The sequence below is a fragment of the Acidimicrobiales bacterium genome (assembly GCA_041394245.1).
Taxonomy (GTDB): Bacteria; Actinomycetota; Acidimicrobiia; order Acidimicrobiales; family Aldehydirespiratoraceae; genus JAJRXC01.
The window spans coordinates 22,842-48,410 of sequence record JAWKIR010000004.1 but is presented as its reverse complement, the minus strand read 5'-3'; the positions used below and the strand labels follow the sequence as shown (position 1 = coordinate 48,410).

Annotated in this window: 24 protein-coding genes; 11 read left to right on the top strand and 13 right to left on the bottom strand. The window is 67.3% G+C overall.

The features are described from left to right. Positions 1–24: 24 nt before the first annotated feature. Positions 25–771 carry a class II aldolase/adducin family protein gene (locus R2707_19025; GenBank protein ID MEZ5247188.1) on the bottom strand — a complete coding sequence of 249 codons (747 nt, stop codon included), beginning with the start codon at positions 769–771 and terminating at the stop codon, positions 25–27. Between the two features lie 99 nt (positions 772–870). Between R2707_19025 and R2707_19020 the strand changes: the two genes are divergently transcribed. After that, positions 871–2,430, top strand: coding sequence for a class I adenylate-forming enzyme family protein (locus R2707_19020; protein MEZ5247187.1), 1,560 nt, complete (start codon positions 871–873; stop codon positions 2,428–2,430). A gap of 6 nt (positions 2,431–2,436) precedes the next feature. Here R2707_19020 and R2707_19015 read toward each other — a convergent pair whose 3' ends face one another. From R2707_19015 to R2707_19000, 4 genes are all read right to left on the bottom strand, one after another. Then, positions 2,437–2,955, bottom strand: a complete 519-nt coding sequence (locus R2707_19015) for an SRPBCC family protein (GenBank protein MEZ5247186.1) — start codon at positions 2,953–2,955, stop codon at positions 2,437–2,439. Further along, positions 2,952–4,040, bottom strand: coding sequence for an alcohol dehydrogenase catalytic domain-containing protein (locus R2707_19010; protein ID MEZ5247185.1), 1,089 nt, complete (start codon positions 4,038–4,040; stop codon positions 2,952–2,954). Before R2707_19010 ends, R2707_19015 begins: the two co-directional genes overlap by 4 nt. Next, complete coding sequence (locus R2707_19005) at positions 4,037–4,918, bottom strand: MBL fold metallo-hydrolase (GenBank protein MEZ5247184.1); 882 nt, start codon at positions 4,916–4,918, stop codon at positions 4,037–4,039. Before R2707_19005 ends, R2707_19010 begins: the two co-directional genes overlap by 4 nt. A gap of 186 nt (positions 4,919–5,104) precedes the next feature. Then, positions 5,105–6,754, bottom strand: a complete 1,650-nt coding sequence (locus R2707_19000) for a class I adenylate-forming enzyme family protein (GenBank protein MEZ5247183.1) — start codon at positions 6,752–6,754, stop codon at positions 5,105–5,107. Positions 6,755–6,890: 136 nt separating this feature from the next. On the opposite strand from R2707_19000, the gene R2707_18995 reads away from it, so the two are divergent. Next, on the top strand, positions 6,891–7,961 hold the full coding sequence (locus R2707_18995) for an ABC transporter ATP-binding protein (GenBank protein MEZ5247182.1): 1,071 nt from the start codon (positions 6,891–6,893) through the stop codon (positions 7,959–7,961). Next, positions 7,961–8,986, top strand: a complete 1,026-nt coding sequence (locus R2707_18990) for an ABC transporter ATP-binding protein (GenBank protein ID MEZ5247181.1) — start codon at positions 7,961–7,963, stop codon at positions 8,984–8,986. Before R2707_18995 ends, R2707_18990 begins: the two co-directional genes overlap by 1 nt. Here R2707_18990 and R2707_18985 read toward each other — a convergent pair. The 3 genes from R2707_18985 to R2707_18975 form a co-directional block, all read right to left on the bottom strand. Further along, positions 8,976–10,043 (bottom strand): ABC transporter permease, encoded by a 1,068-nt coding sequence (locus R2707_18985; GenBank protein MEZ5247180.1) that lies wholly within the window; start codon positions 10,041–10,043, stop codon positions 8,976–8,978. The two genes, R2707_18990 and R2707_18985, sit on opposite strands and share 11 nt — an antisense overlap. Further along, positions 10,040–11,017 carry an ABC transporter permease gene (locus tag R2707_18980; GenBank protein ID MEZ5247179.1) on the bottom strand — a complete coding sequence of 326 codons (978 nt, stop codon included), beginning with the start codon at positions 11,015–11,017 and terminating at the stop codon, positions 10,040–10,042. The genes R2707_18985 and R2707_18980 overlap by 4 nt, the downstream gene beginning before the upstream one ends. 84 nt (positions 11,018–11,101) lie before the next feature. Further along, positions 11,102–12,769, bottom strand: coding sequence for an ABC transporter substrate-binding protein (locus R2707_18975; GenBank protein ID MEZ5247178.1), 1,668 nt, complete (start codon positions 12,767–12,769; stop codon positions 11,102–11,104). A 472-nt stretch (positions 12,770–13,241) separates the two neighbouring features. On the opposite strand from R2707_18975, the gene R2707_18970 reads away from it, so the two are divergent. Beyond that, on the top strand, positions 13,242–14,009 hold the full coding sequence (locus R2707_18970) for a GntR family transcriptional regulator (GenBank protein MEZ5247177.1): 768 nt from the start codon (positions 13,242–13,244) through the stop codon (positions 14,007–14,009). 73 nt (positions 14,010–14,082) lie between these two features. On the opposite strand, the gene R2707_18965 is transcribed toward R2707_18970, so the two are convergent. Both R2707_18965 and R2707_18960 read right to left on the bottom strand, forming a co-directional pair. Continuing rightward, positions 14,083–14,400 carry a hypothetical protein gene (locus tag R2707_18965; GenBank protein MEZ5247176.1) on the bottom strand — a complete coding sequence of 106 codons (318 nt, stop codon included), beginning with the start codon at positions 14,398–14,400 and terminating at the stop codon, positions 14,083–14,085. Beyond that, positions 14,397–15,074 (bottom strand): hypothetical protein, encoded by a 678-nt coding sequence (locus R2707_18960; protein MEZ5247175.1) that lies wholly within the window; start codon positions 15,072–15,074, stop codon positions 14,397–14,399. The genes R2707_18965 and R2707_18960 overlap by 4 nt, the downstream gene beginning before the upstream one ends. A gap of 110 nt (positions 15,075–15,184) precedes the next feature. Here R2707_18960 and R2707_18955 point away from each other — a divergent pair, with 110 nt between their 5' ends. Both R2707_18955 and R2707_18950 read left to right on the top strand, forming a co-directional pair. Continuing rightward, positions 15,185–15,313, top strand: coding sequence for a hypothetical protein (locus R2707_18955; protein MEZ5247174.1), 129 nt, complete (start codon positions 15,185–15,187; stop codon positions 15,311–15,313). A gap of 124 nt (positions 15,314–15,437) precedes the next feature. Then, the gene (locus tag R2707_18950) at positions 15,438–15,902 is read left to right on the top strand and encodes a hypothetical protein (GenBank protein ID MEZ5247173.1); all 465 of its coding nucleotides are present in this window, start codon (positions 15,438–15,440) and stop codon (positions 15,900–15,902) included. Positions 15,903–15,929: 27 nt separating this feature from the next. On the opposite strand, the gene R2707_18945 is transcribed toward R2707_18950, so the two are convergent. Further along, on the bottom strand, positions 15,930–17,642 hold the full coding sequence (locus tag R2707_18945) for a SulP family inorganic anion transporter (GenBank protein MEZ5247172.1): 1,713 nt from the start codon (positions 17,640–17,642) through the stop codon (positions 15,930–15,932). Between the two features lie 21 nt (positions 17,643–17,663). Then, entirely contained in the window at positions 17,664–19,532 is a 1,869-nt protein-coding gene (locus R2707_18940; GenBank protein ID MEZ5247171.1) for a DUF2207 domain-containing protein, read from the bottom strand. A gap of 210 nt (positions 19,533–19,742) precedes the next feature. On the opposite strand from R2707_18940, the gene R2707_18935 reads away from it, so the two are divergent. Then, on the top strand, positions 19,743–20,435 hold the full coding sequence (locus R2707_18935) for a class I SAM-dependent methyltransferase (GenBank protein MEZ5247170.1): 693 nt from the start codon (positions 19,743–19,745) through the stop codon (positions 20,433–20,435). 18 nt (positions 20,436–20,453) lie between these two features. Here R2707_18935 and R2707_18930 read toward each other — a convergent pair whose 3' ends face one another. After that, positions 20,454–20,663 carry a heavy-metal-associated domain-containing protein gene (locus tag R2707_18930; protein MEZ5247169.1) on the bottom strand — a complete coding sequence of 70 codons (210 nt, stop codon included), beginning with the start codon at positions 20,661–20,663 and terminating at the stop codon, positions 20,454–20,456. A gap of 131 nt (positions 20,664–20,794) precedes the next feature. On the opposite strand from R2707_18930, the gene R2707_18925 reads away from it, so the two are divergent. From R2707_18925 to R2707_18910, 4 genes are all read left to right on the top strand, one after another. Continuing rightward, positions 20,795–22,117, top strand: a complete 1,323-nt coding sequence (locus R2707_18925; GenBank protein MEZ5247168.1) for a hypothetical protein — start codon at positions 20,795–20,797, stop codon at positions 22,115–22,117. Positions 22,118–22,204: 87 nt separating this feature from the next. Further along, the gene (locus R2707_18920; protein MEZ5247167.1) at positions 22,205–23,173 is read left to right on the top strand and encodes a mechanosensitive ion channel; all 969 of its coding nucleotides are present in this window, start codon (positions 22,205–22,207) and stop codon (positions 23,171–23,173) included. A 19-nt stretch (positions 23,174–23,192) separates the two neighbouring features. Continuing rightward, complete coding sequence (locus tag R2707_18915) at positions 23,193–24,353, top strand: serine hydrolase domain-containing protein (GenBank protein ID MEZ5247166.1); 1,161 nt, start codon at positions 23,193–23,195, stop codon at positions 24,351–24,353. 31 nt (positions 24,354–24,384) lie between these two features. Beyond that, positions 24,385–25,569 carry a sulfotransferase gene (locus R2707_18910; GenBank protein MEZ5247165.1) on the top strand — a complete coding sequence of 395 codons (1,185 nt, stop codon included), beginning with the start codon at positions 24,385–24,387 and terminating at the stop codon, positions 25,567–25,569.

Sequence of the window (25,569 nt, the reverse complement as noted above, 5' to 3'; positions counted from 1 at the left end):
TTCCGTCGTTTCGGCGGCGCGAGGTCACGCCAACACTCTCGGCTCTGACCCGACCACGCGACGCACGACGCCGGCCCAGTAGACGTCTGCGGCCCGCTCGACCAAGGTCCTCTGCAACGGACGCCGGGCCGCCTCCGGGACCGAGCGAGGGCTTCCGCCCGCCCGGAGGACGTCGTAGGCCAACCGGCACTGCCGATCGAACGTCCCGGCTCGGTACACCGCTTCGGCGAGAGTGGCGCCCATCGCGATGACGCCGTGGTTGGCGAGCAGCGCGATGTTCGCGTCGCCGATGACCGCCGCGAGGGCCGAACCCATCTCCGGGGTCTCGATGGTGCCGTCGTACTCGTCGACGAAGACCATCTCCTCGTGGAAGAGGCAACCCGTCTGGTGGAAGATCTCAGGAAGCTCACCGAGTGCGGCGAGGACGGTCGACCAGTAGGGATGGTTGTGGACGACTACCGCCGCGTCGGGGCGCGCCTGATGAAGCTCGGTGTGGATGTGGATCGCCGGCGTGACATCCCAATGACCCTGAAGGACCGCGCCGCCCGCACTGATGCGACAGATGTCCGACGCCGAGACTTCTCCCCACCAGAGACCCCAGGGGTTGACGAGCATGGACCCATCGGTGCGATCGACCCAGGTGATGTGGCCGGCGAGGTTCTCGCTGAACCCATCCGCGGCGAGCGCGCGAAACGCGCAGGCGAGTTCCTGCTCGGGGCGCAACGTGACCCCCAGCGGCGGTACGGCCAACGCATCTTGCTGGAGTGCCATGCTCGACACCTTTCCAAGGTCTCTACATCAGAATCATTCGGATATTACACCACTTTCGACGCGATCAACGCCGTCAGCTAGGTTTATCATTCGTATCTTATGTCTGATTCAATGGTGCCCTCGACACTCGACCACAAGGTCCGGTCGCTCGCCGCCGGACGGCCTACGGACGATGCCTACCGCTGGGGCGACACCGCCCTCACCTGGTCCGGGTACGACGCCTTGGGCGACGCGATTGCCGAGCGCCTCGCCGGTATGCGGGTGCGGTACGGCCAACGGGCCGTGGTCCTCCTTCCCGACGGCGGCGCCGTCCACGCGGCCCTGCTCGGTTGCGAACGCGCCGGCGTGGTCTCCGTGGGAGTGGGATGGCGCGCGGGAGAGCGCGAACTGGCCAGCCTGGTCGCCAAGACGTCCCCGACGATCGCGATCATGCCGGAAAGCACCAGGCTCGGCGCCGCTCGATCGCTGTGCGGGCGGCTCGGAATTGCGAATCTCATCACCGTTCACGACGGTGACGGATCCCCCGGGCTCGACGAGGGTCCCACCGCCAAACCCCTCCAACCGGTGGGGCCCTCGGAGCTCTGCATGCTCAACTCGACATCCGGGACGACCGGCCTCCCGAAGTGCGTCATGCAAACGCAGGACCGATGGTTCTACTTCCATGAGCTGGCCGCGGAATTCGGCGAGCTTCAACGCGACGAGGTGTGGATGAGTGTCGTGCCGGCCCCGTTCGGCTTCGGACTCTGGACCAGCCACTACAGCCCCACGATCCTTGGCGTGCCCTGCGTCGTGCAGCGGAAGTTCGATTCCCGCGCCGCCGCCGAGCTGATCGAACGCCACCGGGTCACCGTGTTGTGCGCCGTCAGCTCTCAGTTCGCGATGATTCTCGATCAGGCGGAAGGTCTCGACCTGTCCTCGCTGCGGGTGCTGTTCACCGGTGGCGAGCGGCTCCCGATCGCCAAAGCGCGCGCCTTCGAAGAAGCCACCGGGTGCGCCGTCCTCAACTTCTACGGCTCGAACGAGACGGGCCTTCTCTCCGGAACGCGTGTCAGCGATCCGCTCGAGAAGCGCATCCGAACCGGGGGTCGATGCATTCCCGGAATGCAGGTCCGCCTCTACGACGAGCAGCGCCATCGCATCCCCGGCGACCAGGGAATCGGCCGACCCGCCTGCCGCGGCCGGGCGACCAGCCCGGGCTACTTCGACGACGACAGCGCCAACGACGAGCTGTTCACCGACGACGGCTGGATGCTCATGGGCGACATCGTCGAGATCGACGACGACGGATGGCTCACAGTCATCGGCCGATCCGCCGACTTCATCGTCCGCGGCGGCAAGAACATCAGCGCCCCCGCAGTCGAGGAAGAGGTACTCACCCACCCCGACGTCGCCTTCGCCGCAGCAATCGCAGTCCCCGACACCGCACTCGGCGAACGGGTCGGCATCTGCATCCAGCCACGCCACGGCCACTCACTCGAACTCGGCGACATCACCGAGCACCTGGACCGGCGGGGTGTCTCGAAGGAATGGTGGCCGGAACACATCGCCGTACTCAATGCGCTGCCGATCTCCTCGGGTGGAAAGATCGCGAAGGCCGAACTCCGCGCCCGCGTCACCGAACTCTTCGGCGACCATGGGCACCGTCCCGACGCGGGTTGACCGCGATCAGGCGGCGAAGTCGTCAATCCAGTCGAGCATGAGGTTGTAGAGCGCCTCGATCGCCGCGGCTGCCTGCTCGGGAGTGGCGTCCTCGGGTTCGTACACGCAGGACCACGTGACATGAGCCTTGCCGCCGTCCTCGCCAACCCGCATGGTGGCGCAGTAGTAGTTCACCGGAAACGGGATGTTGCGGCTGACCGTGTAGGTGATCGTGCGATCCGCCTCGCTCAACGCAATCAGGGTCTCCCGAATCGGACCCTGGTCCCGGTTGTGCAGAATGCGGGAAAGTCCGACCCCCGGCCCGCCGTCATAGGACACCGCCTTGGTCGCGCCCGGAATCCAGCCGACATTGCCGAAGTCCCTGACCACCTCCCAGACCGCGTCGGGTTCCGATGAGAGCGTGCGCTCGAGCGAGTAGGTGACGTAGGTCGCAGTGGCGAAATGCTCATGCTCCATGGTTGGCAATCCTTCTGTAGTTGGTCGACGAACGCGGCGCGGTCTCGCTGCGCCGCCGAGTTGAGTCATGGCTCGACGGTGACGGAGACCGCAGGACGGTCCGATTCTCCCGCCAGCGCGTGAACTGCCTCCCATGCCGCTTCGAGCGGGAAATGGTGCGTGTGGAGCTTCTCCACCGGAACAGTGCCCGACTCGATCAGCTTGACGGCACGCTGGAAGCTCTTGTAGTCGACCGAACGGACGCCCTTGATCGTCTGATAGCGCAGCAGCACCTCATCGGACGGAAAGGCCGGAATGGCCGTGTCCGCACCCTTCATGCCGGCGAGGACGATCGTGCCGCCGAGGCACGCCATACGGATGGCGTCGACCACCGGCTGCGTGGCGTACGGGGTGGTATCGACCACGACATCGACGCCGCGCCCGTCCGTCTCCTCGAGGACGCGCTCGAGTGCGGCTTCCTCTTCGACGTCGATGACGACGTCGGCGCCGAACTCGACCGCCAACGACATCTTCATCTGGTCCTTCGACCCGAGCCCGGTGACGAAGATGCGATCAGCGCCGGCCGCTTTCGCGGCGATGACACAAGCCAGGCCGCGCTGCCCCGGCCCCAGAATCGCGATGGTGTCACCGAACTGAAGTCCGGGGGCTTCGATCGCCCACGCGAACCCCGCACCCAACGGGTTGTAGAGAGCAGCGATACGGGGATCGAGGTCCTTCGAGATCTTGTGCGGAACCGCGCCGGGGGCGAGGTACAGCATTTCGGAGAATCCCCCCCAGAGCGACGGCTCGACAGCCGTGGGCATGAAGCCGTAGTTGCCGGGGGCGATGGCGCAGAAATGGCCGTCCATACAGCGACGACATCGCCCACACCCGAAGTCCGACTGGAGAACGACGCGATCACCGGGGACGAGATCCCAACGCTGCGCCGCACGCTCTCCGATCTCTTCGATGATGCCGACTGGCTCGTGGCCCGGAATCAGCGGGTACGTCAGCTTGGGCCCTGAACCGGAGAGCGTCTCGACATCGGTGCCACAGATGCCACAGACCTCGATGCGCACCAAGCCGTCGTTGTCACCCGTCTTCGGCCTCCGGAAGGACTCGAGCGAGAGCACTTCCGGCGCGCTTTGCACCATCGCGCGGATGTCTTCGTTCACGCTGCGTCCGTTCCCCCATCGTGGGGACGGAACTGCCAGCCCTCGTCGGTCTGGACAAGATGACCCGCCGTACAGCCGGCGAAGTGGGTACCGATGACGAGCACGTCGCGGTCTCCGTACTCGGCAAGCATGGAGCGGCGGGTCGCTGCGGCAGCCACGGTGTCGCTGTCTGCGGGCACGCCCCAATCGGGCTCTGCGAACTGGACCGGGTGGTGGGCCGAATCCCCGGTGATCAGTGCCTGCTGGCCGCCCGACTCGATCAGCACCGACACATGGCCCGGAGAATGGCCGTGAGTCGGGACCAGCCGGACCTCATCGCAGAGCTGATGGTCGGTGTCGACGAGTTCGGTGAGACCGGCATCGACTACGGGACGGACCGCATCATTGAAGTTGATCGCGAAATGGTTCTCCTCGACCGAACTCCAGTGTTCCCATTCCTCCCGGGCGAAAATGTAGCGAGCGTTCTCGAAGGTGGGTACCCAGCGACCGTCGACCTGCATGGTGTTCCACCCCACATGATCGAAATGAAGGTGGGTGCACATCACGTAGTCGATGCTCTCGCGAGGTGTGTCGTTCTCGGCGAGTGCGTCAGGCAGGCTCTTGGCGCCGGCGAAGAGCCCTCCCATCCCCGGGATCCGGTGCTCGCCGACGCAGGTGTCGACGACGATTCGACAGGTGGGCGTCTGGACGACGAGCGCATGGAAGGACACGCGCAGCTGGCTGTCGCTCGTCATGAAGTTCGGGGCCAACCAGGAACGGTACGGTTCGAGCGCCGCAGTGGTCGCCTCCGGGACGAGCATGCCCTCCGGCAGCGCGGTTTCGAGGGCCACGATCTTCGTCACGGTGACATCACCGATCTTCCACTGGAGATTCGCCATGGGGGGTCGTCCTTTCTGAACGAATTAATCGTATCATACGAATGATAGATCCCAGGGCGGTGCAACGGTGTCGCGCTCCTTTCAGTGGGCCTCGCCAATAGGCGCGGCGGCGCGCAACCGGCATGCTCACCCCGCTACGAAGCTCTCACCCCTTTGGCGCGCCGGCATCGCCATGCCCGGACATGCCTAGCCCTCGAGGAGCTCACGTTTGAGCACCTTGCCGGTGATGTTGCGCGGCAACGGCTCGGTGCGGATCTCCCAGATGCTCGGCACCTTGTAGTACGACAGCGCCTGGCCGACGAAGGCCGACAGTTCCTCTGACGTGACGGGAGCACCCGGAGCATGCACGACGATGGCCTTCACTTCCTGGCCCAGCTCACGATGCTCGACGCCGATGACTGCCGCTTCGACGACAAACGGATGCTCATCCAGGCGGTTCTCGATCTCCACCGGGGAGATGTTCTCGCCGCCGCGGATGATCATGTCGCCCTTGCGCGCGGAGAGATACAGGACGCCATCGACCAACCGGCCGATGTCGCCGGTGCGAAGCCACCGGCCCGGGCGCAGGGCGAGTCGGGTCGCCTCCGGGTTGTTCCAGTAGCCGGGAATGATCCCCGGCCCCCGCAGGCACACCTCACCCTCCTCCCCTTCCGGCAGGTCGACGTCCGACGGGTCCTTGATCGCAACCTCGACCGTGGGAATCGGCCGCCCGACGGAGTCGGGATGACGGCGAAGCAGCTCGTCGTGCGCGGTGCAGGCGAGCCCACCGGATTCGGTGAGGCCGTACCCGACCATGACCGAGTGGGAGGCGTTCGGGAGTGCCTGTCTGATGGTGCGCTGCAGCTCGGGCGACCACACCGACCCCCCACCGCCGACCGATCGGACGCTGGAGAGATCGTAGTTCGCCATGTTGGGAGACTGCACGAGCCGCCAGAGGTGGGTTGTGACTCCTCCCCAATGGGAGATCTTCTCCTCGGCGGTGAGCCGCATGATGTTGTCGGCGTCGAAACGACCCGCCGGCCAAACGGACTTGACGCCGCTGGCCATGCCCGTGATGGCACTTGTGTGCAGCCCCGACACGTGGAACAGCGGGCTCGTCGCGAGCCCGGCTGGAGCCGGCGCAGGATCGGTCGGTGGGAATCGAAGCGCATTGATGGCCGCACCGACGTGGGACATCGACACGAACGCGCCGAAACAACGGTGAGAGGTGACGGCACCCTTCGGCCGCGCGGTGGTACCCGACGTGAACAGGATCGCCGCCGGGTCGTCCTCGGCGATCTCGACCTCGGGGAGTCCGGCGGAGGCGTCAGTGCCAAGCAGATCAGCGAAGTCGTCCTCGATCACGATGGTCGGCACATCCGGCGGCTCGGACATGCGTTCGAGACGGGGCCGATCGACCACGAGCAGCTTCGGGCTGGTGAGGGCCATGCCGTAGTCGACTTCCTCGGCGGTCCACCAGCCATTCATGGCAACGACGATCCCGCCCAACGAAACGACGGCCCAGAAGGCGTCGATCCACTCCATGCAGTTCGCGGCGAGAATCGCGACGCGGTCGCCGGGTCCGATGCCGTGGTCACGGGACAGCGCAAGGGCGACCGACGCAGCCCGATCCGCGACATCGGTGAAGGTGGCGCGGGGGCCACCGTCGAACACGTGACAGTCCGCGTTGCCGAATCGTTCCGCCGTAGAGCGAAGGAGATCGGGCAACGTGCGAGCCCGGTTCTTGAAGACGAGCATCGACTCGCCCAGCACCATCTCCTCGACCGTTTCGAAGTCGGCACCAGGCGCCGTCAGGATCGCGACCGCCTCATCCCAGCTCATTTGCGGTTCCAGCACGATGACCCCCTCGAGTCAGACGGACGGCGGACCATACGACAGCAAGGCGCCGCGTTCGCAATCCCGACGGAAGGGGTGCGCTGACGCCAACCCGACTATTATACATATTTTACGATACTTACACAGGGGGCGATTGATGGCGGCTGAGAACGACGTGCTGTTGGACGTGCGGTCGCTGCGGACGACGTTTTCGACGCCTCGTGGGCCGTTGGTGGCGGTGGATGATGTTTCGTTCTCGTTGCGGCGGGCGGAGACGATCGGGATCGTGGGTGAGTCGGGTTCGGGGAAGTCGGTGTTGGTTCGTTCGTTGATGGATTTGTTGCCGTCCTCGGCGGTGACCGGGTCCGGGCAGCAGATCGTGTTCGATGGCGTGGACCTCTCGGCGATCACTTCGTCGGAGCGCAAGCATTACTGGGGTGATCAGATCTCGATGGTGTTCCAGGATCCGATGACGTCGTTGAATCCGGTTCGCCGGATCGGGCGGGTGTTGGTCGAGAACATCCGACGTCATCTCGGGGGGAGTCGTGCGGATGCGACGGCGCGGGCGGTGGAGTTGTTGGGGCAGGTCGGGATTCCTGAGCCGACCAAGCGGCTTCGTCAGTATCCCCATGAGTTGTCGGGTGGGATGCGTCAGCGGGTGATGATTGCGATTGCGTTGAGTTGTGATCCGGCGTTGTTGATTGCGGATGAGCCGACGACTGCGTTGGATGTGACGGTTCAGAAGCAGATTCTCGATCTGCTGGAGTCGTTGCAGCAGAGTCATCACATGTCGGTGATTTTGATCACGCATGATCTCGGTGTCGTCGCCGGGCGGACGGATCGGATTTTGGTGATGTATGCGGGGCGGGTGGTGGAGTCGGCGCCGACTGGTGCGTTGTTCGCGGAGACCCGGCACCCGTACACGGTGGATCTGATGAGGTCGATCCCGAGGATCGAGGATCCGCCGGGCAAACGGTTGCAGGCGATTGGTGGACGGCCACCGGATCTGGCGGCGCCGCCGGCGGGGTGTCGGTATGCGCCGCGGTGTCGTCTTGCGCAGCCTGAGTGTCTCGAGACGGAACCGGCGCCGGTTGCGGTCGATGGAGATCATTGGCATCGGTGTCACTTCCCGATCGGTACCGAGGCGGGTGAAGAGGCGTTGGAGATCAATCGTCGTGCGGGGGTGACCGCTGCGGGGTTGCGTGTGGACGTGGAGGTTCCGGTCTGATGGCGGGTACGGGTACGGCGCATCTTCGCGATGGCGATGTCGTCCTCTCGGTCGAGGATCTGGTCGTGGAGTATCCGGCCGCCGGTGGCCAGAAGGTCCACGCGGTGTCGGGGGTCAGCTTCGACGTTCTTCGCGGTGAGACGCTCGGGCTCGTTGGTGAGTCGGGTTGTGGGAAGTCGACCACTGGTCGTGCGGTGGTGCAGTTGCAGCCGGCGACGAGTGGGTCGGTGAAGCTGGAGGGGCAGGAACTGACGACGTTGCATGGCGAGGAGATGCGTCGCCACCGGACCCGGCTCCAGATGATCTTCCAGGACGCGATCGCGGCGCTGAATCCGCGCCGCAAGGTGCGCGACATCGTTGCCGAGGCGATCGATATCTGGGGTGCCGATCCGGCCCGTTCCACCGAGGAGCGGATCGACAAGATCCTGCTCGACGTGGGTCTCGATCCCGATGTGGTGGGTGATCGCATGCCGGGCGAGTTCTCCGGTGGTCAGTGCCAGCGGATCAACATCGCCCGGGCGTTGATGCTCGACCCGGCGGTGCTGGTGTGTGATGAGCCGGTGTCGGCGCTCGATGTCTCGGTGCAGGCTCAGATCCTGAATCTGCTGCAGGACATGAAGGCCCGCTACGGGCTGACGATGCTGTTCATCTCGCATGATCTCGCGGTGGTCAAGAACGTGAGTGACCGGATCATCGTGATGTATCTGGGCAAAATCTGTGAGATCGCCGATTCCGAGGCGCTCTACGAGTCGCCGGCGCATCCGTACACGAGGGTGTTGCTCGACTCGATCCCGCAACCCGATCCGACCCGGCTGTTGCCGGACACTGCGATCGTCGGGGAGCCGCCGTCCCCGCTCGACCCGCCGTCGGGTTGTCGCTTCCGCACGCGTTGCGACCGAGCGAGCGATCTGTGCGCCCGTGAGGAGCCCGAGATCAGGGCGCTCGGCGGGGGCCGTTTCGTGGCGTGCCATCACCCGGCCGAGGTTCCGGTGGCGGTCGGCGGAGCGGGTTCGGTTACAGGCTGAGCTCGCTGGCTCCGAGGCTGTTGCGGGCGGACTCCCCGACCCGGTTGAACGCGAACACGGTGAGGAACATCGTGAGGCCGGGCACGAGAACGATGTGGGGGTGGTCTTCGAAGACGCCGCCGTCGCCTTCGGCGATCATGTTGCCCCAGGTCGGCTTGGGCTGCTGGATACCGAGACCGAGAAAGCTGATCGATGCTTCGGCGACGATCAACACTGCGACGATGATGAACGCGTAGGACAGCATCGGCAACGCGATGTTGGGCAGCAGCTCGCGCAGGATGATGCGTCGGTTCTTGGCCCCCATGCCCCGCGCGGCCTGGACGAATTCGAGCTCGGTGAACCGCATCGTGTTGGCCCGCGCGAGCCTGATGTTGGTCGGCACCGCGAGAATTGCGAGACCGATGACCGTGTTGCGCAGGTTCCGGTCGAGCACCGACGCCAACGCCACCAGCATGACCAGCGGCGGGAACGCCAACAACGCGTCGGTGATGATGCCGACGATCGTGTCGACACCGCGCCGGTAGAAACCGGCGATCAGGCCGACCATGCCACCGATGAACATGCCGACCGCGACCGCGCCGATCCCGACCACCAGCGACACCCGCGCCCCGTGCACAAGACGGCCCAGCATGTCGAGACCCTGCTGATTCGTCCCGAGCGGGTGCGAACTGAACAGGTCCGGGCGTTCATACGACGGCACCCGAAGCGTCGCCGACGCGTTCTGATGCTCACCCAACGGCAGAACACCAGCGAAAACGGCCACCAACACGACGAGAACGAGCCAGCCAACCGCCAAGACCAGGCCCGGCTCCACACTCGGGTAGCGCAGCCGGACAAACTGATCGAACCCCTGATACAACGCCGTCACCCCGACCACCGACACGATCGACCGGGGCCACGCCGACAATCCCGACATCAGATCGAGACCGACCCACACGACCACCAGACCGAGCACGAAGAGCCCGGCGCCGACCAGCTGGGTTCTGGACGCCGTTGCTTCGTCCTCACCGGTGGCTGCGTTGTCGGCCAGTGTCGGCTCGGGCATGGTGTCGGTCATGTCGCACGCCTCCGTAGACGGGGATCGAGTCGCGTGTAGCCGACATCGACCGCAGCATTGACCAGCACATAGATGAACGCCAGAACCAGGACCCCACCCTGCACCAGGGTGTAATTACGTTGCCCGGCACCACCCACGATCGCCCGGCCGAGGCCCGGCAGGCCGAAGATCGTCTCCACGATCACTGCGCTGCCGATCAGACGGCCGAGGCTCACACCCGCCAGCGTCACCAGCGAGAACGACGACGGCCGCAGAACCTCTTTGAACATGATCTCCCACTTCCCCATGCCGCGCGCCCGCGCCGCGAGGACATAGCTCTCCTGCAACGACGAGATCAGATCGCTCCGTAGGAGCCGCGTGAACACCGCGATCTCCACGATCGCCATCGACAACGCCGGAAGGAACGCATGATGCAGATTGTCGAGCGGGTCCGCACTGAGCCGAACCCACGTGACACGAGGAAAGAACGACCACGTCCGCACGAAGAAAAGAATCAACAAAAACGCCGCCAGAAAGCTCGGAATCGACACCGCACTGAACGTGACCACCCCGATCACCCGATCAAGCCGAGAACCGGGCCTCTGCGCCGACAACATCGCCGCCGGAATCGAGATCAACAACGCGATCGCCATCGCCATCGCCGCCAACTGCAAACTGACCGGCAACGCCGCCGTGATCACATCACTCACCGGCTGCACCGGCTGGGAAAGCGTCTTGCCGAAATCACCCGTCAGCACCGAACCCAACCAATCGACATAACGGGTGACCACCGGCCGATCCAACCCGAGCTCACCCCGGATCCGCACATACTCCTCAGGCGTCGACGTCTCCCCCAGAAAGTTCTGCGCCGGATCGCCCGGGATCAACTCGACCAACCCGAACGTGCCGATCGAAACGATCAGCAACACGACCACCAACCGCAAAAGCTGGGATGCGACCCGGCCCAGCGATACTCGTACCCGCCCCGCAGTCATGGCGCTCCGGTCGGAGGACCCCCACGAGGGGTCCTCCGACCGTTCGGCGTGAGCACCTCAGCGCACATCGCCCGACGCCCCGTCTCAGCCGACGAGGTACGCGTCGCTGAACACCACGCTGGCTGCAGAACCGCTGAGAAGACCCCGGACCGAATCGTCGGCAATGATCATCTCCTCGAGCGCCTCGTAGATCGGGCTGGGCACGGTCTCGTTCCAGACCTCCTGGATGTCCGCGATCGCTGCCTGTTCCGCTTCGAGCGAGTCCGCAGCCTTCAGATCGGCGATCGCCTGATCCATCTCGGCATTCGAGTAGCCGATGAAGTTCGAGGGATTGTCCGTCGTGAAATTCAGCTGCATGGCGTTGTAGGGAATCTCCTCTTCGATGTTGAAACCCCAGCACGCCAGGTCGAAGTCACCATCGATGAGCACCGCCTTGATCATCGAGTGGATGTCCCAGTCGTTCTTCACCTCGACGTCGAAGCCGACCGCTTCGAGCTGCGCCTCCATGGCGATTGGCCAGTCGGCACGACTCGGAGCGTTGTGGCAGTACAGACGGATGGAACCGTCCCACTCGCCCTCGGCCTTCACTTCCTCGACCAGCGCCGCAGCAGCGTCGGGATCGTAGGGCAAGCCTTCGGCTCCCGTCGACAAGATGCTGTCGGGGTGGACGACCGCGGATGTCGGGAGGCTCTCACCATCATTCACGCGATCGTCGAACAGCACCGGATCGATCGCCAACTGGAGCGCTCGGCGGAGCCGAACGTCCGACGTCGGCGTGTCCGAACCTCTCGCACCGTTGTTCGCAACGACGATGCCACCTGCGTTCTTGAGGTAGCGGAAGACGTCGACACCGGCATCGATCGCGTCGGCGTTCGCGGCCGGCTCCCGAAGGAACCCGGCCTGGATCTCACCGGACTGGAAAGCCTCCCAGGTTCCCTGCCCCCCGGGCACCCAGATGAAACGAAGCGTTTCGATGCACACCGGGCCACCCCAGTAATCGGCCCGGGCCTCGAGAACGAGTTCCTCGTTCGGCACGAAACGAGCGACGGTGTACGGACCCGCACCACCGCCGGCCGGATCGAGCTGGAATGCCTCGGCGCCGACATCGGCAACGACGGCTTCATTCGTGATCATTCCGGGCGGGCGGCTCAGCAGGTACGGGAACTTCGGCCAGGACTCCGCGAGCTCGAACGAGAGGGTGAGATCGTCGACGATCTCGATGGCCACCACGTTGCCGGCGACGAGACCGCGAAGCCGAGAGGTGCTGTCTTCGGCGGTGTGTCGCTCGATACTCGCCTTCACCGCGGTGGCGTCGAGAGCATCGCCGTTCGAGAAGGAGATACCTGGACGGAGCACAACCGTCCACTCGGAGTAGTCGTCGTTGGGTTCGACCGACTCGGCCATGTGGGGCACGAAGTCGTTCAACGCCTGGTCGTAGCGCACGAGCGTGTCGAACACCGCCACGCTCTCGATCTCGCCCGACGTGCCGCCGCCCGTGATCTGGACCGGATCGAGACCCGCCGTCGGGGCGAAAGTTCCGAAGGTCAAATCACCGCCGACGTTCTCTGCCGTGCACTCGGTCGCGTCACCGGCGTCGCCGGAGTCCCCACTGTCTTCAGCGTCGCCGGAGCCACCGCTGTCACCACTGTCACCGCCGATGTCGTCGGCGGTGCCCGAGTCGTCGTCACCACACGATGCGGCAATCAGCATCAGCGCCAACAACAGGCACACCCAGTATCGGACGTTCCTCATCAACTTCCCCTCACGAGATGATCTACGGCCCGTACCAGTGCGGTGGGCGTATGATTCGTATCATACTGATGATATGCCTGTCGACTGGAGCGCAACTCATGCCCTCGAGCATGACTCCGATGATGATCCCCTCATCGCATCGACCGAGTCCGTCGCAGCGTCCCTTGCCACATCTCGCCGTGTCTCCGACATGGCTTCGGACCCGTCGGGCGCACCGGCAGGGACCGGGTCGGGTCTCGCTTGGCACCCTTGCCGCCTGGCCCTTGCAGCAACCGCTACCACCCGGAACCGGAGAATGCGCCTCGGCGCGTCGGCGCCGAGCAACGATCGGGCCGTCAGGACGCGACGTGCATATGGTACGAATGATGGCGGGATCCGCACATCGCCGATTGTCGGCCCTAGCACCGCTTGAGGAACCAACGAGATGAATTCCGAACCGTCGACGGCGGCCGAACAACGCAGCGTACGACCGATGAAGACCTCTGAGCTGGTCGCCGACGCCATCCGCGAGGACATCCTCGACCGCTCGTTGCGCGACCACCTCCCGAAGGAGGACGAGCTGCGGGCCCGCTTCGGGGTCGGAAAGGCTTCGATCCGCGAGGCCCTCGCGATTCTGGAGGCGGAGGGCCTCATCACCGTGCGTCGCGGCAATGTCGGCGGATCGGACATCCACCTCCCGACCAGTGCGTCGGCGGCCTACACCTTGGGCCTCGTCCTCACCGCCGACAGTGTCACCCTCGGCGAGGTGGGCGATGCGATCCGAGTCCTCGAACCCGAGTGTGCAGTGTTCTGCGCCCTGCGCGAAGACCGAGCGGAAGCCGTCGTTCCCCTGCTCACGAGATTGAACGATGGCATGGAGGAACAGCTCGACGACGCGATCTCGGCGGTTGCGCTGTCACGCGAGTTCCACGAGGCGCTCGTGGCCAACTGTGGCAACGGCGCGTTGAGCCTCGTCACCGGAGCTCTCGAGCGCCTGTGGTCTGCACACGAGCATCGCTGGGTGTCCGAGGTCGTCCACGCGGGCAACCATCCGACTATGGCCGAGCGCCGAGACGCCCTCTCGTTCCATCGCTCGATCGCCGATCACATCGAGCGGGGCGATCCCGGAGTCAGGGAAGTGCTGGCCACACACTTGTCCGAGTCTCAGCCCAAGAGTGCCGCCGATCGCGGCAACCTCAGGATCGACATCGCTCCCTTGCGGGCCAGAATCAACTCGCCATCGGGTTCGATGACACTCTGATCGCGACCTCTGCGGCGTCCAGCCGCGGCCGCCGCACGCAGCTCAGGCGCCGCTGGACAGCCCAAAAGCTCGGTCACGGGGCGGCCGCGCTGGCCGGTGGGCCGCTGCGCCATTCGACTTCGAGATCGGCGAGGGAGAGAAGGTCGGCACCCGTCTCCCCCGCCTGCGCACCGATCGCCGATGGGAGTTCGCCGAACGCGACACAGCCGAGCTCGGCCGATCTGACCGTCGCCGCCGGCAGATCCACCACAGCGGCGAACTCGTGCAGCGTCAGGCAGGTGTGTCCCCGAGCCGCGAGCGCGACCGCACCGGCAACCGGATGCGGCGCACGGTCGGCTCTGAGCCGCCGGGCCATGCGTTCGATGACGACGGTCGGATCGATGCCGCTCATGCGGCGAACCATCCATGATCGCGGAGCTCGGCGAAGTCGGGATCGGTTTCGACGAGGGACCACACCTTCTTGCCGTGGCGCCGACACAGCTGGCGCACGTTGTCGGGCTTCAGCCCGAACCTCGCGCCCACCGTATGAGCCGGCGACGGATCGCCCATACCCTGCTGGATCCGGTACTCCCAGTACACGAGTTGATCGCGTTCGGAACCGACCGAGCGGATCGCCCGGTCGAGCACCCCGACCCGTGGATGTCGCCCGATCAGCACCGCCAGATCGTCGACGGCGGAGTCGAACACCACGTCGCCGTGGGATTCCACTTCGCCGTCGCGATCGTCGTCGGTGCCGAGCTCCACGACCCGATGACCGATCGAGCGAGCCACGTCGGCCCGGATCGCCTTGAACGCCCAGTTCCACGGCGCCGCGCCGCCGGGCTTCCACCCACCGGCCCGACGGAAGATCACGTCGCACGCGTCGAGCGTGAGCCCATCGAGCTCATCGGCATTGCGCACGACGTCGTGGCGACCCATCCCCTCGAGGATGGAGCGCACCACCCAGCGCACCTTGAGACCGAACTCGTCGACGAAGGCGAACAGGAACGCAGCATCGCCCGCGGCCATGCCCGCCATCACCTGATTCAGGGGGTCGTCGGATTCGTTCATCGCCTGTTCAACCATTGCATCTCCTCAGTCGGGGAAGTCCGTGACATCCCCCGATGTCACGATCCCCATGATGCAGAGGGGGTGTGACACTCCCGGATGTCACAGCAACGAGCGACAATTCCCACATGGCGGAACGACACGAGACCTGGCGGCAGCGACGACGACGGGCGGTGGTCATCGCAGGACTCGCACTTGCCAGCTGGGCCGCGGTCGTCGCCGCGGTCCGACTTGCCCTGCGACTCACGGGCAGCTGAGCCCACTCGATCGATGTCCGACGACCGCAGTTCGGGTCCCTACGACAACCGCACCGAACTCCAGCGCGCCATCGCACAGCTGCGGGAGCCTCGCCCGAGGCGCCGGACACGGCCGCGGGACCCCATGCGCGGACTGTCGATCACCACTCTGCGGGCCGGGGAACGCAATGCGATTCCGGTTCCGGACAGCGACGAGCTCTTCGCCGAGGACATCGACGTCCTCCGACGAGGTGGCGCCCGCTTCGTTCCCCGCAGCGCCTGGCAGCAGCGCGGCGCCACTGGTCTGGTCCTCCTGTCCCGGCCGTCGAGACCATCGGTCATCTTTCTCACCAGGGGTCGACTGCCGGTACGCGCCGATCTGCCCCATCCGGGCGCCCACCGGCTGGCGGAGCGGGTTCGCATCGCCCTGGGCGACAGGCCGGGCCGCACCACCGGCCCGCTGATCGACGACCCACGCTGGCGCGGGATCGGCGTCGCCCGCGAGGACGACTCCGTACGACTTCGTCTCCACACCGACGCGTTCGACCGCACCGTCGTGCTCGATCCCGACGCCGCCCGTCTCCTCGCCGATCTCCTCGGCGACCTCTGATCGACCTCGACACGGGCGGTCCGAGGATCAGTCGGGAGTCTCGGGACGTTCCTCCCAGTCGACCCACTCGACCCCGCTCGCGTCGACATAGTCCTGCACGGCGCGGCCGAGGGTGGAGTGGAAACCACCGGCCCCGATCCGTTCGTACAGGCCGTAGCGGTGCAGACGGTCCTTGACCGGGCCTTTGAGGCCGGCGAACACCAGCGTGATGTTGGCCTCGTCGAGCTCGTCGAGCAGACGCGACAGGACCTCGGCACCGGTGGTGTCGATGTCGGACATCGGCTCGGCCGCCACCACTACCCGACGCACCGGATCAGCGGCAGCGTCGATCCCCAGCCACACCCGACGGGCGAAGTGATCGGCGTTGGCGAAGAAGAGGGGTGCGTCGAAACGGAAGAGCAGCAGCCCCGGGACCTGGCGAGCGTCGGGGTGACGCCCCAGGTCGTGGTAGCCCTTGCGACCCTCCACCCGGCCGAGCACGGCGTCGTGTGGACGCCACACGCGTCGGATGAAGACGCCCAGCGACAGCATCGTGGCGACGACGATCCCTTCGAGCACACCGATGACGACCACACCGACCGTCGCGGTCAGCGACAGGAGGAACTCGCTGCGGCGGGCCGAGAGCAACCATCGCCAGGCTGCGAGGTCGAAGAGCCGCACGCCCGCGGCGATGACGATCGCAGCCAGCGCGGCCGACGGCACGTCGTGCACGAGGCCGCTCCCGAGCGCGACGAGCGCGAACACGAGCACCGCGCCGATGACACCCACCAGCTGCGACTGCCCGCCGGCCACCTCGGCGACCGTCGTCCGGGTGGTGCTGGCGCTGACCGGGAAGCCCTGGAACACCCCGACCGACAGGTTGGCGATCCCCAACGCCGCGATCTCCCGGTTGGGATCGACCGGTTGCCCGTGGCGGGACGCGAAACCTCGCGACAATGCGGAGGTGTCGCTCAGCGTCAGCAAGGCGATGCCGACGGCCGAACCGAGCAGGGGCGCCACGTCGCCGGCCTCGATCCCGGGCCAATCGGGTCGCGGGAACCCCGACGGCACCTCGCCGATGATGGCGATGTCGAGATCGAACACCGCCACCGCGAACGTCGCCCCGGCCACGGCGACCAGCACCCCCGGCGCGCGCGGCGAGCGCACGTACAACGCCGCGATCACCGCGAGGCTGGCGAGCCCGACCACGAGAGTGGTGGTGTCGGTCGCCCCGTCGGCCACGCCCTCGACCACGTCGATCGCAGTCTCGAGGGTCGTGTCGCCGTCGGTGGCGAAACCGAGCAGCTTCGGGAGTTGGCTGACGACCATCACGATCGCCAGCCCGTTGAGGTAACCGACCCGCACCGGCCGTGACAGCAACTCGGCCAGAGTGCCCAGCCGAGCCAGACCCGCGGCAAGGCACACCGCGCCGGTGAGCAGGGCCAGCATTCCGGCGGCGGCGACCGCCTGGCCCGGGTCGCCGTCGGCCCCCACGAGCACGATCGCTGCGGCGATGAGCGGGGCGAGCGCCGAGTCGGGCCCCAGCATCAGCAGCCGCGACGGCCCGAACAGGGCGTAGGCGATCAGCGCCAACACCGTCGTGTAGAGACCCGTCACCGCGGGGACACCGGCCAGTTCGGCGTAGGCCATCCCGTGCGGGATCAGCAGCGATGTGACCGCGAGGCCGGCGACGAGATCGGCCCGCAGGCCGCCTGGCGTGGGCGTACGCAGACGCGCCAGACCCGGGATCCACCGAGCCATCGGTCCCGGATCAGGCACTGGTCACTCCGACGGATGCGTCGACGGGTCGTCGACCGTCGTGTCGCCCGGCTCCTCGAGACGGCGGACGACCTCCGCGACACTGCTCATCAACCCCCCGAGGACGCTCGCTCCCGCGGAGTCTCGCGGGCCGACACCGGTCGTCGGGACCTGGAGTCCCCGGAGTTGCTCCTGCGCCCCGGTCAACGCCTCTCGCATCGAACGACCGTTCTCGTCGCGCCGATCGAGCACCGGTCGGCCATCCTCGTCGGTCATGTGTTCGAGTTGACCGAACCGTTCGGCGACCTGGGCGGCGAACGCTCCGGCCGCGGCCGTGGCCCGCCCGGTCATGTCTTCGACGAGTTCGTGGACGACGGCGGGTTCGCCGCCGGTGAGCGGGGCCCGCCGCTGCTCGATGGACGCGACATAGCCCAGCCGTGGGGTCACCTTCGCCTTCACCGTCGCCCCCTGCTGCACTGCGTCGAACACCGAACGCCGGCACCGGTACGCGACGATGCGTTCGTCGGTTCCGTCGTCGATGGCCAGCATGTACCGCCGCCGGCGTCGTTGATCTCGCGAGATGCCCCCGGAGTCGCGTCCGGACCAGATCGCCCACTGGACGACCTTGGGCAGGCGATGGCCGGTCCGGTACTCGCGGCGTCGGACCAGTACACCCTCGATCTCGCGGCGGGGGAAGAGGTCGAGCACACCCAACACCGCCTTCGCGGCGGTCCACACGATGACGACAGCGGCGATGGCCGCAGCGACGGTGCCCGCGACGGGAAGCCATGTCTGCGCGCCGTCGGGCAAGTCGCCGAGGTCGAAGTCCTCCCTGGCCAGCGACAGACCCACCCACACCACCACACCGAGCAGCGCCGTCTGCACGGCGCCACCGATGGCAACCCACCATGGCGGTTCGCCCCAGCCGGGGCGCAGCGACACGTAGCGGATCTTGACCCGTCGCCATCGACCGGTGGCGAGGCTCCATGCATGACGGTCGTGTTCGGTCTCGAACGGGAGCTGGCGTTGCACGACCGGAGCCAGACCCATCGCCGTCGCGTAGGCGAGCTGTCGCTCCCAGATCGCCACCGAGGCGGCGCCGGCCTCGTCGAACGAGCCCGTCTGGGCCAGGTACTCGCGCACGCCGAGCCAGCGCGAGGCTGCCTCCATCCCGGCGGCCGTTTCGGCCTGCGCGTCGGACCTGGTGATCCGGCGGGCGATGGCCGCAATCGCGATCGCAGCTGCGAATCCGACGGTGGCGAGCACCGAGCCGGGCTCCCCCCAGCCGCCGGCCGCCTCCACCCGCTCGGCCGTGGCCACCGTGAGGTACAGCAGAGCGAACGCCACGACGATCGGCACCCACAGGATGGCGAGATGGACGAAGTCCCACCGCCGACGGCACAGGCCGAGATCGCGACCGTGACGAGTGACCTCGCGGACGAATCCCCTCCACCATCGTTTCGACACACCCTCGGGGCCGACGGTGAGCGCGGCGGCAGGGGCGACGCCGTCCACGGCATGTTGCTCGACGTGACGCATGACCCGCGCCTCGTAGCGAGCCAGTTCACCCTTGCCCTCGCGTCGACGGAGGCGCACGATCACATTGCCGCCGGCCACTTCCTCGATGTCGAACCATCGCCGGGCGGCGAGGTCGACCACGGTGGCGGGCACCGCATCGTCCTCCACCTCGAACCCACCGGTCAGGAGATCCACGATCGCCGGCGGCTCCGCGCCGACATCCATCGTGACGGATCCGACCTCCGGGCGCGGCGGCCGGGTGGTCGCCCACAGCACGACGAGCACCGCGCCGGCACCTACGACCGCGGCCAGGGCCAGCGTGAGCAGGAACGGATTCGGGTCGATCGACTGTGCTGCGGCGAAGATCACATGCACCGGTCTACTCCCCTGATGTCACCCGCCGCAGGTGGCCACGAGGGTGAACGGATCGAACGTACGGTCATCGCCGGTGACGGGGTCCCGCCGATCGTCGGGGGAGCCCGAGCGACGAGACGGAAGTCGCTCGCCTCTCCGAACCGTAGACCAGACGGCCACCGACGGCGCTCGAGTCGAGCGAACCCCACGAAGTCTTGCGACACTGACCACATGCCGAACGAGCACGACCATGAGCAGCACGCTCACGAGCACCACGATCACCATCACGGTCACGAGAACGACCAGGGGATCAAGGGTGCGCTGCGCTACCTCCGTTGGTTGCCGACGATGTGGCGGTCGTCGCTCAACGACGCCGTGGTCGACAGCATCGATCCGCAGCCGGGCGAGCGGGTCCTCGACATCGGTGCGGGCATGGGCGCCGGAACCATGCGGGCCGCCGGCACCGGCGTGCATGTGGTTGCCGTCGAACCGACACCGTTCATGCGGCGGGTGCTCACGATCCGCCGTATGGGAAGCCGCCGCCGCAACGTCGAGGTCGTCGACGGAACCGCCGAGCGTCTCCCCGTCGGCGATCACACCATCGACGCGATCTGGGCGGTGAACACGATGCATCACTGGAACGACGTCGAACGCGGTGTGGCCGAGATCGCCCGTGTGCTCCAGCCGGGGGGCCGGGTGCTGCTGGTCGACGAACTGTTCACCGATCCGTCGCACCCCGACTACGAACGCTTCGGGCGCGAGCACGGTCCCGAACACCACGGCTTCACCATGGTCGACGCCGACGAGATGGGCGTGCTGCTCCGCGCGGCCGGCCTGACCGACGTCGAGGCGTCACGTCAGTCCCTCGCCGGCCGGCCGGTCATCCGGGTGACGGCGGCCGGCGCGAAACCCACGCGTACCTGACCGCCGCCGGTCGACCCGTCAGCGCGAACTGCTCGTCGGGGCGTAGCCGGCTTCGACGAGCGCCGCCTCGATGGCGGCCGCGTCACCACCCGTCACCGCGACCGTCTTCGCATCGACGTCGACATCCACGGATTCCACGCCGTCGACCGGCGCGACTCCGTTCTCGATGCGCCGCTTGCAGTGATCGCAGCTGATGCCGGGAACCAGGTAGGTGACGGTGGTGGGCATGGTCGTGAGTCTCCCTTGATCGGTTCGGCCGGTACGACCACGACCCTACGAGCCGATCGCAACGACGCGCTTGACGGCGGCCCGGGCGAACACTTGTATGGGTCGAGCCGGTTGCGGGGCCGGCATTCCCCATGCCTGTGATCACCTCTTCTCTTTCGGCGACCCCTTCGAGCGGTCGGCTCGACATCACCATCCTCGACCGGACGGTGGCGCGGATCGACCATCACGACGGCGTCGTGCACGTGTGGATCTCCATGCTCGGCGGCGACCGCTGCATCGATGTCAGCACCCAGCCCGGAACCCTTCCCACCATGTTGCGCCGTGAGGCGCGGGCTCGGCGCGAGGACCCGAATCGGTGGTGCGCCGGTGTGGCCGGCGCCGCGTACGACGAGGCCGACCGGTGGGGATTCGGCGACCTCCCCGACCGCGACCGCGGCGATCTCGATGCGTTGCTCGCGTCGTTGTCGTTCCCCCTTGCCCTGTTGGCCCGGCGGGGCGGCGCCGGGCCCCTTCCGCACGTTCCCCGCTGGGCGGCTGCGATCCTGCGGGCGAAGTCGGCCGGTGCCGCGGCCCGGGTCGCCTTCGGCCCTACGGCAACGCGCGGTGTCGCTCGCGCCCTCCCTCGGGGAATGATGCCCGGCGACGGCGCACCCGCCGGGGCCGCGCCCGACCTGCGGCCCCTCGGACTCGCCATCTCGCTGGCCGACCACCTCCCGCCGGAGCGGCTGGCCACGGTCCTCGCCGGCGGGGGCCGATGGCTGCCACCACAGCACTGGCCGAGCGACGACGACATCGCGCAGCTGCGCCGACTGTGGCGCACGGTCGGCGAGACCACTGCCACGGAGCTCGCCGTCGATGCGCTCCGTGTGGAGCATGGCGGCGCCCGGCTGCGACGGGCGTTGACGGTGGTCGAGCCGTTCGCGGTCGTCGCGGAGCTGACCCTGGCCCGCAACGTCGCCGATCTCGAACGCCAGGCCGCACGGGCCGTGCCGCTCCAGCGGCGCGAACCAGCCGTCCCCAGGGTCGAGCGGACGCCGTGTGCCCAGCCGGTCGACCCCGCACCCGCGGCGGAGCCGGATCCCCTCCCGGCCGTGCCCCGCATCGCCCCGAACGACGGCCCCGCCGGCGCCGGCGTGTTCGACTATCCGCCGAGTGTCGGGATCGCCCACGGCTATCGACTCGGCGAGCACCGACTGGTACTGCCCCGCGACCCGGCGGAGCTGGCGCGGTGGGGTCGGCGGCTCTCGAACTGCCTCGCGGACTATGCCGGTCCGGTGCGCAGCGGCCGGTCGGTGGTCGTCGGCCTCGAGGAGCGCGGCACACTCGTCGCCGCCCTCGAGCTCCGCGCCGGCACCGTCCGTCAGTTCGTGGGGATCGCCAACAGCCGACCGACCCGGGCCCGTCGAGACGTCGCCGAACGGATGCTCCACGATCTCGCCCTCGGCGGCCGCTGACCGAGCCCGCACCGACCGACGCCGACATCGCTAGGGTCGATGGGAGCCGCTGGGCAGGGGCCCGAACCCGGCAAGGGGGCACGCCACGTGCACACGACGAAACTGATGACGGTTGCGGCCGAGCACCCGACAGTGGTTGCGGCCCTCGAAGTCGACTCGGCGTGGGGGCGAGGCGCACTGACGGTCGCGATCGCCGCGGTGGCGCTCCTGGTGACGTGGAGCCTCGGCCGCGGCGTGGGTCGGGCGTTCGACGACCCTCAGCAGAGCTACAACGCCCGGCGGCTGATCCGCGCCGGCGGCTGGCTCGCGCTCCTGGTCGCGCTGATCCTGATCTGGCGCCCACTCGACGGCAACCTCGCGCCGGCACTGGGACTGGCCACGGCCGGTGTCGCGTTCGCCATGCAGGAAGTGATCGGCGCGATCGCGGGCTGGTTCAACATCACCTTCGGCTCGATCTTCAGGGTCGGTGACCGGGTCCAGATGGCCGGTGTGCACGGCGACGTGATCGACATCTCGTTGCTGAAGACGCGATTGATGGAGATCGGGTCGGCCGGCGGGTCCACCTGGGTGCAGGGCAACCAATACACGGGCCGGGTCGTGACCGTGTCGAACAAGTCGTCGTTCACGGAACCCGTCTACAACTACAGCAGCTACTTCGAGTTCATCTGGGAGGAACTCGAAGTAGCCATCCCGCACCACGGCGACTGGCACGGCGCCTCGGAGATCCTCGAACGCGAAGCCCGCCGCCAGTCCGCCTCCGAAGGGGCGCGGCAGGCCATGAGTGACGTACGTCGGCGTTTCCCGGTGCCCGCGGCCGAAGTGGAGCCGAAGGTCTTCGCGTCCGCCGACACCGACTACATGCGCCTCGCGGTCCGATTCGTCGTCCCGATTCGAAACGCCCGGACGGTGAAAGACGACGTGACGCGCCGGATCCATACGAGCCTCGAGCGGGCCGGCATCGAGATCGTCTCGACCTCTGTGGTCCAGAACGCGGCCGACGACTGGAAGCCCGTCGTCCCAGCCACACCCCCGGACGAGCCCGGCAGCGAGGGCTAGCCGAGGCAAGCTCTCGCTCATGCACGGACACGTCCACCCCGATTTCGCCCCGGTTGCCGAGAAGCTGCGTCGCGCGCTGGGCGGTGGCCGGTTCCGGAACGGCCGCGGTGGCGCGGCGGTGGCGGTGTACCACCGCGGCGAGCTGGTCGTTGACGCGTGGGGCGGCGTCAAGGACGCAGCCGGCAACCCGTGGGAGCGCGACACCATGGCGACGAGCTTCTCCACGACGAAGGGAGTGGTCGCGACGGTCGTGCACCGGCTCGTCGATCGCGGCGAACTTGACTACGACGATCCGGTGGCTCGCTACTGGCCCGAGTTCGCGGCGGCGGGCAAGGACCGCATCACGATCCGTCACCTCCTCACCCACCAGGCCGGCATGCACGACGTGCGGAGGTTGGTGAGTACACCAGAGACGCTCCTCGACTGGGACGACATGACCGCGCGTCTCGCCGCGGCCGCACCGCGTTGGGAGCCGGGCGTTCGACCCGGCTACCACGCCGTCACCTACGGGTGGCTCGTCGGCGAGGTGATCCGTCGCGTCACCGGGCTCACGGTCGACGAGGCCGTCCAACGCGAAATCGCGGAGCCTCTCGGTCTCGACGGGCTCCGTATCGGTCTCCCCGAGTCCGAGCGGGCGCGGGCGGCGGACCTGCTGATGTCGCGCAAATCCGTCGACCGGTTGGAGCGGCTGGGCCGCCGGCTGGAGACGCGCGACCGCTACCGCCCGTTCGTCGAAGCGCTCCTGGTCGACGGCTTCCTCGATCTCACCCTGACCGACCGGATCCACGACGGCGAGATCCCGGCCGCCAATGGTGTGTTCACCGCCCGGTCCCTGGCCCGCATGTACGCCGCCCTCGCCACTCCCGATGCGTTCGACCAGCCGCGTCTGCTGTCGCCCGAGACCACCGCGCGGGCCACCGAGATCCAGACGAGCGCGCGCGACTCGGTGATCGGGTTCAACATGCGCTGGCGCCTCGGCTACCACATGGCGGCCACGACGGCCGGGGTGTTGCCGCACGGGTTCGGGCACTTCGGATTCGGTGGTTCGGGAGGCTGGGGCGACCCCGATTCAGGCCTGGCGGTCGCCTTCGTGTGCAACGCGGTGGCGGGCACGCCGTTCGGCGATCTCCGCTTCCTCCGCCTCGGCGGCGCCGCGGTCCGCTCGGAGCGACGCCGGTAGGACTTCGGGCCGTCCGCTAGCGTCGGCTCGCATGGACACCGGATCCGTGCAGGGGATTCTGGACGAGGCGAGCCGGCAGACCGGCCTCGACGACTTCGGTGACGACTGGTTTCTCGCGCCCCTCGCGGCGTGGGTGAACGATCTCGCACAGGACAATCTGACCGACTTCGGACGACGGTTCCTCCGCAGTCTCGCAGTGCGAGACGTGGCCCGGCGGCTTCGGGTGATCGCGACGCTGGACGCCCATCCCGAGATCGCCGAGGTCGCTCTCCCACCGATTCTCTACATCACCGGACTCGAACGGAGCGGCACGACACTCCTCCACAATCTGCTCGCCACCCATCGACACGGACGCTCCTTGCTGCGGTGGGAGTTGATGGAACCGCTGCCACCGCCGCAGACCGCGACCTTCGACACCGACCCACGGATCGAGATGGTGCAGCAGTCCGTCGACAAGCTCCGGGGATCACTGCTCGAACGCATGCACTGGGTCAACGCCGACGAACCCGAAGAGTGCGTGTGGGGATTCATCGATGGTGTCTCGATGCTGGGGGGCGCTGCTGGCCTGTGCATGCCGGCATGGGCCGACTTCCTGGCGCTCGAAGATCAGCGCCGTTCCTACGAGAACTACCGACGCGTGGTCCAGCTCCTGTTGTGGAAGCACCCGGTGGAGCCCGGCGGATTTCTGGTGCTGAAGGCACCCCAGATCGGGCGACACATCGACTCCTTCGCAACGGTGTTCCCCGAAGCACGCTTCGTCATCACCGACCGTGACCCGTTCCGATGCATCGTGTCGATGGCGGCGATGGGCGAATCCATCGTCGACCCGTTCTGCGTGAACAATCCGATGACCGATGACGGTGTACGAGGTCGAGTGATCCAAGCGGGCGTGGAGCCGAAACTCGCTGCGCTGCACGCCTTCACCGACACGTCGAAGGAGGGACCGACCCATGTGGCGTATCCGGCGCTGGTCTCGGACCCGAGCGCGGTCGTATCGGACGTCTTCGGCGCCGCAGACATCGCGTTCGACGATGACGACGCAGCCGGCATCGACGCCTTCCTGGATGCGCAACGGGCCGGACGGCGGTCGTCGCCGCCTGCCGAGTTGGCAACGATGGGCTACGAGCACGACCAGGTGCTCGCCAGTGCGCCGATTCGCTCCTACTGCGACCGCTTCGCTATCGAACCGGAACGCACCCGACTCACCGGCGCCTGA

Bases quoted from the DNA above. Each gene is read 5' to 3' on its own strand.
- R2707_19025 (MEZ5247188.1), bottom strand. From the start codon at position 771: ATGGCACTCCAGCAAGATGCGTTGGCCGTACCGCCGCTGGGGGTCACG.
- R2707_18915 (MEZ5247166.1), top strand. From the start codon at position 23,193: ATGCACGGACACGTCCACCCCGATTTCGCCCCGGTTGCCGAGAAGCTG.
- R2707_18995 (MEZ5247182.1), top strand. From the start codon at position 6,891: ATGGCGGCTGAGAACGACGTGCTGTTGGACGTGCGGTCGCTGCGGACG.
- R2707_18910 (MEZ5247165.1), top strand. From the start codon at position 24,385: ATGGACACCGGATCCGTGCAGGGGATTCTGGACGAGGCGAGCCGGCAG.
- R2707_18965 (MEZ5247176.1), bottom strand. From the start codon at position 14,400: ATGAGCGGCATCGATCCGACCGTCGTCATCGAACGCATGGCCCGGCGG.
- R2707_18925 (MEZ5247168.1), top strand. From the start codon at position 20,795: ATGCCTGTGATCACCTCTTCTCTTTCGGCGACCCCTTCGAGCGGTCGG.
- R2707_18980 (MEZ5247179.1), bottom strand. From the start codon at position 11,017: ATGACTGCGGGGCGGGTACGAGTATCGCTGGGCCGGGTCGCATCCCAG.
- R2707_19020 (MEZ5247187.1), top strand. From the start codon at position 871: ATGTCTGATTCAATGGTGCCCTCGACACTCGACCACAAGGTCCGGTCG.
- R2707_18950 (MEZ5247173.1), top strand. From the start codon at position 15,438: ATGCGCGGACTGTCGATCACCACTCTGCGGGCCGGGGAACGCAATGCG.
- R2707_18930 (MEZ5247169.1), bottom strand. From the start codon at position 20,663: ATGCCCACCACCGTCACCTACCTGGTTCCCGGCATCAGCTGCGATCAC.
- R2707_18975 (MEZ5247178.1), bottom strand. From the start codon at position 12,769: ATGAGGAACGTCCGATACTGGGTGTGCCTGTTGTTGGCGCTGATGCTG.
- R2707_18985 (MEZ5247180.1), bottom strand. From the start codon at position 10,043: ATGACCGACACCATGCCCGAGCCGACACTGGCCGACAACGCAGCCACC.
- R2707_18970 (MEZ5247177.1), top strand. From the start codon at position 13,242: ATGAAGACCTCTGAGCTGGTCGCCGACGCCATCCGCGAGGACATCCTC.
- R2707_18960 (MEZ5247175.1), bottom strand. From the start codon at position 15,074: ATGGTTGAACAGGCGATGAACGAATCCGACGACCCCCTGAATCAGGTG.
- R2707_18935 (MEZ5247170.1), top strand. From the start codon at position 19,743: ATGCCGAACGAGCACGACCATGAGCAGCACGCTCACGAGCACCACGAT.
- R2707_18945 (MEZ5247172.1), bottom strand. From the start codon at position 17,642: ATGGCTCGGTGGATCCCGGGTCTGGCGCGTCTGCGTACGCCCACGCCA.
- R2707_18955 (MEZ5247174.1), top strand. From the start codon at position 15,185: ATGGCGGAACGACACGAGACCTGGCGGCAGCGACGACGACGGGCGGTG.
- R2707_19005 (MEZ5247184.1), bottom strand. From the start codon at position 4,918: ATGGCGAATCTCCAGTGGAAGATCGGTGATGTCACCGTGACGAAGATC.
- R2707_19015 (MEZ5247186.1), bottom strand. From the start codon at position 2,955: ATGACTCAACTCGGCGGCGCAGCGAGACCGCGCCGCGTTCGTCGACCA.
- R2707_18990 (MEZ5247181.1), top strand. From the start codon at position 7,961: ATGGCGGGTACGGGTACGGCGCATCTTCGCGATGGCGATGTCGTCCTC.